Origin of the sequence: Exiguobacterium sp. s122, from assembly GCF_018618475.1 — a bacterium.
GTDB lineage: Bacteria > Bacillota > Bacilli > Exiguobacteriales > Exiguobacteriaceae > Exiguobacterium > Exiguobacterium himgiriensis.
In genome coordinates this window covers 1,791,425-1,804,557 of sequence record NZ_JACSMD010000001.1, presented here as the reverse complement: position 1 = coordinate 1,804,557, position 13,133 = coordinate 1,791,425, and the positions used below count along the sequence as shown (strand labels likewise).

9 protein-coding genes and 1 pseudogene are annotated in these 13,133 nt (G+C 51.8%); 7 read left to right on the top strand and 3 right to left on the bottom strand.

All coding sequences use genetic code 11. The annotated features are described in order from the left end of the window. The first annotated feature begins 66 nt into the window (after positions 1-66). Positions 67-345 carry a preprotein translocase subunit YajC gene (gene yajC, locus KNP92_RS09305; protein ID WP_214839713.1) on the top strand — a complete coding sequence of 93 codons (279 nt, stop codon included), beginning with the start codon at positions 67-69 and terminating at the stop codon, positions 343-345. Between the two features lie 24 nt (positions 346-369). On the opposite strand, the gene KNP92_RS09300 is transcribed toward yajC, so the two are convergent. Next, positions 370-1,521 (bottom strand): FAD-dependent oxidoreductase, encoded by a 1,152-nt coding sequence (locus tag KNP92_RS09300; RefSeq protein WP_214839712.1) that lies wholly within the window; start codon positions 1,519-1,521, stop codon positions 370-372. 177 nt (positions 1,522-1,698) lie between these two features. Here KNP92_RS09300 and KNP92_RS09295 point away from each other — a divergent pair, with 177 nt between their 5' ends. Beyond that, positions 1,699-3,486 (top strand): methyl-accepting chemotaxis protein, encoded by a 1,788-nt coding sequence (locus KNP92_RS09295; RefSeq protein WP_214839711.1) that lies wholly within the window; start codon positions 1,699-1,701, stop codon positions 3,484-3,486. Between the two features lie 62 nt (positions 3,487-3,548). Here the strand turns inward: KNP92_RS09295 and KNP92_RS09290 are convergent, their stop codons facing one another. Both KNP92_RS09290 and zupT read right to left on the bottom strand, forming a co-directional pair. Further along, positions 3,549-3,722, bottom strand: a complete 174-nt coding sequence (locus KNP92_RS09290) for a hypothetical protein (RefSeq protein ID WP_214839710.1) — start codon at positions 3,720-3,722, stop codon at positions 3,549-3,551. Positions 3,723-4,068: 346 nt separating this feature from the next. Continuing rightward, positions 4,069-4,923 (bottom strand): zinc transporter ZupT, encoded by an 855-nt coding sequence (zupT, locus tag KNP92_RS09285; protein ID WP_214839709.1) that lies wholly within the window; start codon positions 4,921-4,923, stop codon positions 4,069-4,071. 225 nt (positions 4,924-5,148) lie between these two features. Here zupT and secD point away from each other — a divergent pair. The 5 genes and pseudogenes from secD to dtd all read left to right on the top strand — a co-directional run bounded on the left by secD (position 5,149) and on the right by dtd (position 13,122). Beyond that, positions 5,149-7,366: pseudogene (gene secD / locus KNP92_RS15945) on the top strand (protein translocase subunit SecD). Between the two features lie 102 nt (positions 7,367-7,468). Then, the gene (gene recJ / locus KNP92_RS09270) at positions 7,469-9,763 is read left to right on the top strand and encodes a single-stranded-DNA-specific exonuclease RecJ (protein WP_214839705.1); all 2,295 of its coding nucleotides are present in this window, start codon (positions 7,469-7,471) and stop codon (positions 9,761-9,763) included. Between the two features lies 1 nt (position 9,764). Next, positions 9,765-10,283: an adenine phosphoribosyltransferase gene (locus KNP92_RS09265; protein WP_214839703.1), complete on the top strand. Its 519-nt coding sequence runs from the start codon at positions 9,765-9,767 to the stop codon at positions 10,281-10,283. A gap of 189 nt (positions 10,284-10,472) precedes the next feature. Then, entirely contained in the window at positions 10,473-12,662 is a 2,190-nt protein-coding gene (locus KNP92_RS09260; RefSeq protein ID WP_214839701.1) for a RelA/SpoT family protein, read from the top strand. Positions 12,663-12,678: 16 nt separating this feature from the next. Then, a complete protein-coding gene (gene dtd, locus KNP92_RS09255; RefSeq protein WP_214839698.1) occupies positions 12,679-13,122 on the top strand; it encodes a D-aminoacyl-tRNA deacylase in 444 nt (147 codons plus the stop codon). Positions 13,123-13,133 lie beyond the last annotated feature (11 nt).

Below are 13,133 nucleotides of genomic sequence, written 5' to 3'. Positions count from 1 at the left end.
GTGTGACAACGTTTCAGTTTCACGGTATAATGAACCTGATATTGAAGGAAAGGGTGAATTTTACGCATGGAAACTCTCGTAGCACTATTACCGATGATCCTTATTTTCGTCGTGTTCTACTTCTTGTTGATCCGTCCACAGACGAAACGACAGAAAGCAGTTCAAACGATGCAAAACGCGCTTGAGCGTGGGGATCACGTCGTGACAATCGGCGGCCTTCACGGTGTCGTCCATCAAATCGAAGACACGCAAGTCGTCTTGAAGTGCGACCAGTCGCTTCTCCGTTTCAACCGGAGCGCAATCGCTGAAGTCGTCAAAAAAGCAAACGCTTCGTTCGCGGAGTAAGCAAAAAAGTCTGACCGAATCCGGTCAGACTTTTTGTTTTGCCTCGAATAGCCGGGGCACGATTCGTCGCGCTGCCTCTTGACCGCCGTAAATAGCGCGGGCAAACGGGCCGAGCACGAGGTCGGCGTATGGACCGGTCATATAAAGACCGTCTGTCCAGGCAAGGGTGTCGTCAAGTACTGGCGTACCGCACGGGGTGAGCGGTAGTGACAGTTGTTCTAAGAGTGGGCGTAGAAACGAATGGATCGGCTCGAGCGGACGGATGCCCGTACAACAGACGACCTCTTCAGAAGGCACGATTTGCCCATCGACGTAAAGTACATCACCGTCACGGACCGTCTCCCCAATGAGGTGACGGACTTGTCCTGTCAAGATGAGTCGTTTGACCTTTAAAACGAGGTCGTTCGGTGACGAACCTGGTTTCCGTTCTCGTTTCACAAACGCTCGTTTTTCGCGCCAATCGTCCCCTAAGCGGTGAAAGGCTCGGAGCCCTTTAGGCCCCATGAAACTTCGGTCGGCGTCGAATTGGCTTACTTCGAGCGGACGTTTCGTGACGAGCGTGACATGATGCCCTTTGTTGATACGGGCAAGCGTATAGTGGAGCGCCGTGATGCCTCCGCCGACGACCGTCACGTTCGCCTGTTCAGCAACATGGGGGGTTGAGAAGACATGGCGGCACGTCGAGAGGTTTGCCCAATCTGGGATGTGCATCGTATTTGATTGTCCGGTCGAGACGATGACCGTTTCCGCCGTAATCCGTCGATTCGTTGTCTGAACGACAAACGTATCTTTTCGTTCGATCGATTGAACGGCCTCGTTTCCGATAAAGCGTGTAGCGAGCTTCAATTCTTTTATCGTCTGCTCGCAGTGGTCGTTGAACATGGCGAGCGAAGGACGCCCGAACCGGTCTTTAAAATGATGCGACCCGTAGTCATGCCGGCTTGCGAACTGCTTCAAGGCGTGTGGGTTCGAGGAGACGTGATGGACTCGCGTTGACCGTAGATGGGTCATTTCGATTGTCGACGTCTGTCGTTTCCAGTTGGCGAGCAACTCCGCGTTCGCGTCCACAATTAACAAGTCTTCGAGTTGCCCGCCTTGCTCGAGATAAGCGACAGCGAGGGTCGTTCCATGGATGCCGCCACCGATGATTAAAAGTCTTGTATGAGAAGGAATCATAATGCACCTCTTAAATAGTAATTGTTACGATTAAAACAATACCTGAAGTGACTGATTTTTGTCAAACTTCGTCAATACGTCGAATCATCGACCTCATTTCCAAAAATCAAATTGATTCGTGAAAACGTTTGCATTAATGTCAAGTTGAGAAGAATTTGGAAACGAAGGAGAATGAACATGGACGTGAAACGATGGATTCAACCGTTGACGAACTGGAAACGACACGTGCGGCCGAAGAAGCAGAAAGGACGGGCTTCGATGCGTCGGAAGATGGCGATCGCCCTCATCCCGACGATTGTCGCGCTCCTCCTCGTTGGAGGCTTGGGCTCGTATCAGTTGCAACGGGCAACGTCTGACTATGACCGCGTCTTAAATGAAGGGGTCAACCAGATGTTGATGGCCGAAGACTTGGCGCTCACGGTGACGGATGCGGAACGTTATTTAAATTACTATTTACTCGTCTCGAACCCGAAGACGCTCATCAGCTTGGAAGCGACGCAAGCCAAGCGGGACGAATTGATGAGTTCGTTGAAAGCGGCCACGGCCGACGAGACAGTACTCGGTAAGATTGCCGACTTAGAAAAATTCAATCAACACCTCGACACCGAGATGGCTCGCGCAATCGACCTGCGGCAACAACAAGACGAAATTGGGTTTAAGACGGTGCTCAATACGAGCGTGACGCCGACGACCGATCGCGTCCGGATGACCGTGACCGACCTTGTCGCTCACCAAACTGAACTTCTCGCAGGGGAGACGGATGCGGTGCAAGCCGGAGCTGGGCAATCGATTGTTTGGATGATCATCATTAGTGTTATCGGTGTCGGAGTTGGCGTCTTTTCTCTCATCGCCTTACAAAAGCTATTCCTTCGACCGATCAATCGTCTTGTGAAAGAGGCGCGTGTCGTCGCAGAAGGTGATTTGACAGGAGGGGACATCGAGGTCGAGTCGAACGACGAACTCGGTGACCTCGTGTCAGCGTTCAATGATATGAAACGAAATCTCGTCGGCTTGATTCGTCAAGTCGGGGCAGCGTCTGAGAAAGTGACCGCCTATTCGGAAAATCTATACGCGAGCACCGATCACGTCGCCACGACGACGCAAGGCGTCGCCGGTTTGTTTGAAGAGATGAACCTCGCCGCGCAAGTATCGGCGAAACGAGCCGAGGAAGGGACGTCAGGCGTCAACCAAGCCGTCCTCGGTCTGAATCAAATCGCTGCGGCCTCCCAAGGCGTTAACGAGCAAACCATCCATACGCTCGAAGCGGCGAGCGGGGGGCTCGAGACGATTCAACTCGCTGAGGCGAGAATGCAAGAGATTCAACGGGCGAACGACTTGACCGAACAGATGGTGAAACGTCTCTCGAACCAGTCGCTCGAAATTGAGAAAATCACGCGTTCGATCACGGCCATCACCGAGCAGACAAATTTGCTCGCGTTGAACGCCGCAATCGAAGCCGCTCGAGCCGGGGAACATGGGAAAGGATTCGCCGTCGTCGCGGCCGAGGTTCGGAAACTTGCCGAGGAGTCGAAACAGTCAGCTAAACAGATTCAAGCTGTCGTCGGCGATATCCAGCGCGATACACTCCAAGTCGAATCAGCGTTTGAGGTGACGAGTAATCACGTCTCGAACGGGGTCGCACAGATGGGCGAAGTTGCCGGAGCGTTTAAAGAGATCGTCTCCGTCATCCAAGATACGTCTCGCCAAATGAGCGAGATTGCGGCTGCCACCGAAGAAGTGAGCGCGAACACGACGGAAGTCGCGGTCTCCGTCGAGGATATGTCGACGAACGCCGTGTCGACCCAACAAAGCGTTGAAGAAGCAGGTGCGAACGTCGAGCAGCAACTCGCAGCGATTCAAGAGATTAACAGCATCGCCGAAACGATGAGCCATATGTCAGTTGAATTAAAAGACCTCGTACATCTGTTTAAAACGTCAGATGAAGAAAACATTCGCAATCTATAAAAAAGTCATGGTTCAGTTGCGCTGAACCATGACTTTTCGTCATACTCACTCTAATAAAAGGTCTAGTCTCGATGTTGCGTATGAAAAAATATGTTAGATAGCTTGCCGATGATGAAGCCGGTCACAGCTATGGATAAAACGAGAACAGTATTGTTCACCGCTTCATTCAACAGCATGTACATTCCAGCTCCTATTATCGCGACGACGAGGAGTAAAATCCAATCACTCCAGCTCATGATTGATGATGACGTAGTCTTAGTGGTCATGGGCTTTTTCATCCTTTACTGATAGAACAAACCATTTAAGGATGAGGACGATAAAAAATACTATGATGGTAATGATCGATTTTATCGTATCGTTCATTGAATCGACGAAAAAGTACAGCCCAGTCACGGTTGCAAGTAATAAAATATAGATCCATTCTTTCGTTGTTTGCCTCATGGAATGCCCTCCTAAACACCCTTACCTTATCACACTAAAATTTGGAAAAGAAGTCTTGAAGGCCACATCAAAAACAACGAAAGAGACGAAAGCATGCACATTAGCAAGCTTTCGTCTCCTTATAAATAGTTTAAAGACATATCACATTAATAAAACGAGACTCGTCGCCATGACCATCATCCCTGCGACCATGCCATAGACCGCATGATGGGCACGACCGTACTCTCGGGCGGCCGGTAACAACTCGTCGAGCGAGATGAAGACCATGATGCCTCCGACGGCGGCAAACAACAGTCCGAATACCGTATCGCTCAAAAACGGCATGAGGATAAGGAAGCCGACGATCGCACCAGCCGGTTCGGCAAGCCCTGACAAGAAGGAATACTTGAGCGCTTTTTTCCGGGAACCGGTCGCATAATAGATTGGGACCGACACCGCAATCCCTTCTGGAATATTGTGAAGGGCGATTGCGATGGCAATCGCGAGACCGACGGCAGGATCATTCAATGCCGAGACGAACGTCGCGAGCCCTTCCGGGAAGTTGTGGATTGTGATCGCAAGCGCCATGAACAGTCCCATCTTATGGAGACGTTTTTTTGACGCTTCGTTTAAAGGCGCCTGTGCCGTTGCTGTCGTAGCCAATTCCTGTGTGGACGGGTCGTGTTGCATCGTTTCGACGAACTTGACCTCATGTGGGTTTTCTGGAGACGGAATGAACTTGTCAATCAGCCCAATGAGGAGCATGCCGCCGAAGAAGGCGAGCACTGTATAAATCGTACCAGCTTGTTCCCCGTGGGCACCAATCAGTTCTTCGAGCGCTTTCGGGAAAATCTCGACGAACGAGACGTAAATCATGACCCCGCCGGAGAAACCGAGGGATACGGATAAAAAGGCCGTATTCGTCCGTTTGGCGAAGAACGCGATCATACTCCCGATGCCGGTCGCGAGTCCAGCGAATAAGGTGAGTAAAAAGGCGTAAATAATCGTACTGTCCATGTTCAAGGACTCCTTTACATTATCAATTTTAGTTTTCGATAAATTCAGCATACAATAAGTTTTGCCCTCGCGCAACATTTAGTCGCTTGCGCAAATTGAAACATGGGAAATGGTCGCTTTGGTGTTACAATTTTAGGAAAACGATTGATAAATGTTTAGAATATTTGTAATGTTAACGAGAGAAGATTTTCAAAAGAACCTGTGGTGTAGAAAGGAAATTGTCGTATGTACAAAAAAGGGAATATCGCGATCTTTGCGGTCATCATGATTGCAACGATCCTACTTGCCGTCTTTACGACGCCGTGGGTCGTGAAGAACACGAACCTCGGTCTCGACTTAAAAGGCGGATTCGAAGTGCTGTATGAAGTACAGCCGCTCGAAGACGGGGACGTCATCGACCAGTCGGCGATGAATGCAACCGTTCGCGCCATCAACAACCGGGTTAACGTTCTCGGGGTATCGGAACCAGACATCCGCATCGAGGACAGTAACCGAATCCGCGTCCAGCTTGCGGGCGTATCGAACCAAAACGATGCGCGAGAAGTATTGTCATCAACAGCGCAACTCACGTTCCGTGACATCGATGACAACGTCCTTCTCGACGGGAAAGATCTCGCGCCGCGCGGCGCCGCCCTCAGCTATAACCAGCAAGGCCAGCCGGTCGTCGAGTTGACGCTCCAGTCGGCCGACAAGTTCGGTGAAGTGACGTCGCAAATCGCGCAGCGTCAACCGCCGGAAAACCGTCTCGTCATCTGGTTGGACTATGAAGAAGGCGACACGTACGAAGAAGAGATTCAAAAAGAGAACTCGAAGATCGTGTCGGACGCATCCGTCACATCTCCGATTCTTTCGGATAAAGCCATCATCTCAGGTGGCGGCATTGACGCCGAGAGCGGCCAACGCCTTGCTGACATTTTGAACGCGGGTGCGCTTCCGGTCAAACTTGAAGAGATTTACTCGACGTCGGTATCGGCCCAGTTCGGTCAAGACGCGCTCGACAAGACGGTCTTCGCATCATTAATCGGGATTGCCGCGGTCTTCTTGTTCATGTTGTTCTTCTATCGTTTGCCGGGCCTCGTCTCAATTATCACGCTCGTGCTCTACATTAACTTGATTATGTTGTTCTTTAACGGAATCAACGCCGTCTTGACTCTGCCAGGAATCGCGGCTCTCGTCCTCGGTGTCGGGATGGCAGTCGATGCGAACATCATCACGGCAGAACGGATTAAAGATGAACTCCGTTCTGGAAAATCGGTCTTGTCGGCGTTCCGTGCCGGTAACCGCCGCTCGCTCAGCACGATCATCGATGCCAACTTGACGACGCTCATCTCGGCAGCGGTCTTGTTCTACTTTGGGACGAGTTCGGTCAAAGGCTTTGCGATTATGCTCATGATCTCAATCGCGATGACGTTCATCTCGAACGTCTTCATCTCACGTTATTTGATGCACCTCCTCGTTTCCAGTCGTCTGTTCGACAAACGCAAAGGATGGTTTGGTGTGAAGGAGAGTGAAATCCGTGAACTTTAAGCTCACTGAATGGAACTATGTGAAACATATGCGTACGATGTTCCTCGTCTCGTGCGCCATCGTCATCATCGGTCTCGGTATCTTGTTGTTCCGCGGCCTCAACCTCGGGATTGACTTTGCGTCTGGGACACGGGTCGAAGTTCAATCCGAGACACAAGTGTCACAAGAAGAACTCGAAGCAGCGTTCCGCGAGGCAGGCGTCGACGAAACAATTTCGTCGGTCCAATATGCGGAAGGCGGCACGCTCGCAAACGTGACGTTCGTCGGCCAGCTCGGACAACAAGACGTCGCTTCTGTCAAAGACGTCTTCACGGAGACGTTTGGCAGCGACCCAAACATTAGTACCGTGTCTGCCGAAGTCGGCCGAGACATCGCGCGAAATGCCCTCTATGCGGTCGCGCTCGCGTCGCTCGGGATCATTCTGTATATCACGTTCCGATTCGAGTTCTCGTACGCACTCGCAACGGTGATTGCGATGCTACATGATGCGTTCTTTATGATTGTCGCGTTCTCCATCTTCGGCATCGAGGTCAACTTGTACTTTGTCGCCGCGATTTTGACGATTATCGGTTACTCGGTCAACGATACGATTGTCACGTTCGACCGTGTCCGTGAGAACATTCAAGCGTATGAGAAAGAACGAAAAATCAAATCGATGGACGTGTATCGTTCCATCATCAACCAATCGATTCAAGAGACAATCGTCCGTTCGGTCAACACGGTCATCACTGTCATCCTGACAGCGTTCGCGTTGTACGTGTTCGGCGCCGAATCGATTCGCGGCTTCTCGGTCGCGCTTCTCGTCGGTCTGTTCATGGGTATGTACTCGTCGATTTTCATCGCCTCATACCTCTGGCTCTTATTGAAAAAAATGACGCTCAACAAAAAGAAAGCAGAGCCCGCACCAGAGGCGTAATCCAACGGTCTCCCGACTTCAGTCGGGGGACCTTTTCAAATGTCAAGACGGCACATCGATCGTTCCTTCTGATATAATCAACAGTTGATTGGAGTGAAGGACATGTATCATGCAAAAAAAAGGTGGGTGTATCCGGAGACGGATGCGACCGCTGTCGAACGAATCCAAACCGAATTAAATATATCCGCTCAACTCGCGACGTTGCTCGTCGAGCGTGGGCACGATCATGTCGAGGCGGCGCGCACGTTTCTTCACGTCGAAGACGAGCTCACGTTTCACGATCCATACTTATTTGAACAGATGACGAAAGTCGTCGAGCGCGTCAAACGGGCCGCGGACGACGGCGAAATGGTGCTGATTTACGGGGACTATGATGTCGATGGCGTCAGCGCTTCGGCCGTCATGTGGCACGCCTTGACCGAAATTGGCGTCATGGCCGAGTGTTATATCCCAAACCGGTTTACCGAAGGATATGGGCCGAACAAAGAGGCGTTCAGTTGGGCCGCGAACGAAGGGTTCACGCTCATCATCACGGTCGACTGCGGCATCTCAGGAATTGAAGAAGCGGCGCTCTTGAAGGAACTCGGGGTCGACTTGATTCTTACCGACCACCACGAGCCAAAAGAGACGCTTCCGGACGCGTTCGCCATCATCCATCCGCACATCGACGCCACCTATCCATACGATAAGTTGGCCGGTGCCGGTGTCGCCTTGAAAGTCGCACATGCAGTGCTCGGCCGGATGCCGGAAGAGTTGCTCGATTTGGCTGTCCTCGGGACAATCGCTGACCTCGTCCCGCTCGACGGTGAGAACCGTCTTTTAGCGAAGCTTGGATTGAAGGCGCTCGACGAGTCGACGCGGCCTGGAATCCTCGCGCTACGCGAAGTGTGTGCGTTGACGGATGCTCCACTCAATGAGGAATCGGTCGGCTTCGCCTTCGGCCCACGCATTAATGCGGCCGGACGTCTCGATTCGGCGATGCCTGCGCTTCAAATGCTCCTCGCCGAGACAGAAGAGGAAGCGCTCGTTCTCGCGAAGCAACTCGATAAACAGAACAAAGAGCGGCAAGACATCGTCAAGACGATTGCCAAAGAGGCGACCGAGCTCGTCGAGGCCTCGATGACGAACGACCGCGTCCTCGTCGTCGCGAGCGAACGTTGGAACCCTGGTGTCGTTGGAATCGTCGCGTCGCGTCTCGTTGAGGCGTATTACCGTCCGGTCATTTTGCTCTGTCACGACCCGGAGACAGGGAAAGCGAAGGGGTCTGGCCGTTCGATTGATGGCTTCGATTTGTTCAAGGAGCTGTCGAAAAACGAAGACATCCTCCCGCACTTTGGTGGACATCCGGCCGCAGCCGGGATGACGCTCTTGTCTGAAAACGTCGCCGAGCTTCGGAAACGCTTGAACGAACAGGCCGAATCGATTCCGGACGAGACGTTCGTCGCACGAGTCAACGTCGACTTGAAACTCGACGTGAACGATGTGACGCTCGATTTGATCGCCGAAATCAACAAACTCGCCCCGTTCGGGATGGGCAACCCATCGCCCCGCGTCGTCGTCGCGGACGCGAAACTCCGTGATATCCGCCAAATCGGACGTGACAATTCGCATTTGAAAGTGCAACTCGCCGGCGATAAGCGTGAACTCGACGGCATCGGGTTCGGCTTCGGCCACGTCGTTTCGGAAATTTCGAAGATGGCCCACGTCTCGCTCATGGGCAGCCTTCAAGTGAATGAATGGAACGGGATGCGCAAGCCACAACTGATGATTCAAGACATGCGCGTCGACGACTTCCAAGTATTCGACTATCGCGGTAAGAAAAAGTCGCTCCAAGAACTAGATGAGTTGCCGAAAGATGCGACGTCGTTCCTATCTTTCCAAGGGACGTCCAAGCCGTTTCCGCTCCACGAGCGTGACGAGCCGCTTAACCGGTTCGTCGTCCTTCTCGACTTGCCGGACGACGAATCCGAACTCGCCGACCGGCTTCATGAAGGAGTCGAACGGATCTACTGTGCGTTCGGTCAAAGCGACTCGCTATTTGAGAAGTTACCGACACGGGAGGATTTCCGAACATATTACGTCCACATGGCGACGTGCGAACGGAAAAACTTACGTGAAAACTTGATTCGCCTCTCAATCGAGCGAAAATGGTCAAAAAATACGATTCAATTTATGCATCAAGTATTCTCTGAACTCGAATTTCTTGTTACAATGGAAGACGGACTGCCTGGAGTAAATCCGGAAGCGCCAAAGCGTGATTTAACGGAAGCGCCATGCTATAAACGTCGAGTCGGGAAACAACAACTCGAGGAGCGTTACATCTACGCGTCGTTGGCGGAACTGAAAGAGCGGTTACAAACGTTGCGATCGAACAAGATGCAGGAGGCTTACTCATAAAATGGATTTCAAACAACATATTAAAGAAGTAGCAGATTACCCGAAAGAAGGGATCAGCTTTAAAGACATCACGTCATTGATGCAAGACGGTGTTGCGTACAAGAAAGCGGTCGACGAGCTCGTCGCCTATGCACAAGAGCGCGGCGCAGAACTTATCGCCGGTCCTGAAGCGCGCGGCTTCGTCGTCGGTTGCCCAGCTGCATACGCTCTCGAAATCGGCTTCGTGCCGGTTCGTAAAGAAGGCAAGTTACCACGTGAGACGGTGCGCGTCGCATACGGTCTCGAGTACGGCACAGACATCTTGACGATGCACAAAGATTCAATCAAACCGGGTCAACAAGTCGTCATTTTGGATGACTTGCTCGCGACAGGTGGCACGATTGAAGCGACGATTAAAATGATTGAACAACTCGGCGGTGTCGTCGCAGGAATCGGGTTCTTGATTGAGCTTGACGGCCTCGGCGGACGTGAGCGTCTCGAAGGTTACGATATCTTCTCGCTCATCCGTTACGAAGAATGATTGAAGGGGAAGCGACGGCTTCCCTTTTTTGAATAGTTTTCGGGTAAAATAACCCGCAACCTTTGACAGGTCGTCAGATTTTTTTGATAATAGTAAGTAAAATTAGAATGTACATGTACGTTCACTACTATGATGCTGCGTCGAATCCGAGACGATTGGGGCGGTAAAGAAAAAAGGGTGTCGAATGTTATGACCAAAAAACAAATCGTAAGTATTGAGGACCTTCTCGACGCGCTCGGGGAGTATATGGTTGAAGACGACATTGCCGAAGTGAAGCGCGCTTACGAATACGCAAAACTGCATCATACCGGTCAGTTCAGACGTTCCGGCGAACCTTACATCCTCCACCCGGTCCAAGTGGCCGGGATTCTCGTCGATATCGGACTCGACGCGACGACGATTATCGGGGCACTTTTGCACGATGTCGTTGAAGACACGGACGTGACGCTTAAGGAGCTGGCGGATGAGTTTGGTGCGGACGTGGCGATGCTCGTCGACGGTGTCACAAAGCTTGGGAAGATCAAGTATAAGTCGAAGAAAGAAGAGCTCGCCGAAAACCATCGTAAAATGATTATCGCGATGGCAGAAGACGTGCGCGTCATTTTGATCAAGCTCGCCGACCGGCTACACAACATGCGGACGCTTCAGCATATGCCGAAAGAGAAACAAGTCCAAAAAGCCGAAGAGACGCTTGAAATCTTTGCCCCGCTCGCACACCGAATGGGGATCTCGACGATCAAGTGGGAGCTCGAAGATATTTCGTTACGATATATCAACCCGCAGCAGTACTACAAGATCGTCTCGATGATGAAGCAGAAACGGACTGAGCGGGAAGCGCTCGTCACGTCGGTCATCACGGAAGTGAACGCCGTCCTCGAAGAAGTGAGCATCGAGGCGGACGTGAACGGTCGGCCTAAACACATCTATTCCATCTACAACAAGATGGTGAAGCATAAGAAAGAATTCAACGAGATTTACGACTTGATGGCCGTGCGGATTATCGTCGATTCGATTCGCGACTGCTACGCTGTCCTCGGGATCATCCATACGCAATACAAACCGATGCCAGGTCGCTTCAAAGACTACATCGCCATGCCGAAGCCAAACATGTATCAATCGCTTCACACGACGGTAATCGGACCGAAAGGTGAACCGCTCGAAGTGCAGATTCGGACAAAAGACATGCACTTCATCGCCGAGTTCGGGATTGCCGCGCACTGGGCATACAAAGAAGGAAAGAATGTCGCGACGAACGGATTTGATGAAAAGATTGCCCATCTTCGCGAGATTCTCGAGCTACAAAAAGATACGACGGACGCCGAAGAGTTCATGGAATCGCTCAAAGTCGACTTCTTTAGCGACATGCTCTACGTCTTTACTCCAAAAGGCGATGTCTTTGAGTTGCCGAAAGGCTCCGTCCCAATCGACTACGCGTATCGGATTCACACGGAGATCGGTCACCGGATGACCGGGGCGAAAGTGAACGGACGGATGGTGCCGCTTGACCATAAACTTGAGACGGGTGACATCATCGAGATCATCACATCAAAACACAGTTACGGGCCGAGCAAAGACTGGCTCAAACTCGCTGTCTCAAGTCAAGCAAAGAACAAAATTCGACAATGGTTCAAACGCCAACAGCGCGAAGAGAACGTCGAAAAAGGGAAGGAACTCGTCGAGGTCGAGATTAAAAAACTCGGGTTCGAACCGAAAGAAGTCATCGACGACCAGGCGCTCGCCGTCGTCGTCGAGAAGTTCAACTTCGGGAACGAGGAAGAGATGTATGCGGCTGTCGGCTATCACGGTATTACCGCGGCCCAAGTCGCTCACAAGTTGACGGAGAAACAACGGAAAGAGCCGAAACTTGAACTGTCTGATGCGATCAATGAATTAAAAGTGAGCCAGACGCCGAAGAAGAAGACGGCCGAGGCAGGTGTGACCGTCAAAGGGATCGACAACATGCTCATCCGAATGAGCCGGTGCTGTAACCCGGTGCCGGGCGACGAGATTGTCGGGTACATCACGCGTGGACGCGGCGTCTCGATTCACCGGAAAGACTGCTTGAACATCGTCAACGAACAACACCCGGAACGTCTTCTCACCGTCGAGTGGGAAGCGGGACAAGCGAAAGAGAAGAACTACAACGTCGATATCGAAATTACGGGATACGACCGTTCTGGCCTCTTGAACGACGTGCTTCAAGCCGTCTCGGCGACGAACACGAATATCGTAGCCGTAAGCGGACGCGGGGACACGAATAAACAGGCCCGTATCTCGATGACGATCTCGATTCCGAATGTGAACCATTTGCAAAAAGTCGTCGACCGAATCAAGCAGATTTCGGACGTGTACTCGGTCAGCCGAGTCATGATGACGTGACGAGAGGAAGATTTCAGTGCGTGTATTGTTACAACGAGTGAAAGAAGCATCGGTCACCGTGGACGAGACAATCGTCGGCAAGATTGATGTCGGCTATCTTCTCCTCGTCGGGGTAACCCACGAGGATACCGAAACAGAAGTGAACTGGCTCGCCGACAAAGTCGTCGGACTCCGCGTCTTCGAAGATGCGGATGAGAAGATGAACTTATCAATTCAAGACGTCGCCGGTAAAGTGTTGTCGGTGTCCCAATTTACGCTGTACGGTGATACGCTAAAAGGCCGTCGTCCTGCTTTCACGCAAGCGGCGAAGCCAGATATCGCGGAAACGCTCTATGAGAAGTTTAACGATCGTCTGCGGACACACGGGCTCGTCGTCGAGACGGGCACGTTCGGCGCGATGATGGATGTCGCGCTCGTCAATGACGGGCCGGTCACACTTATGCTCGAAAAAAACGCTTGACAGAACGAGGC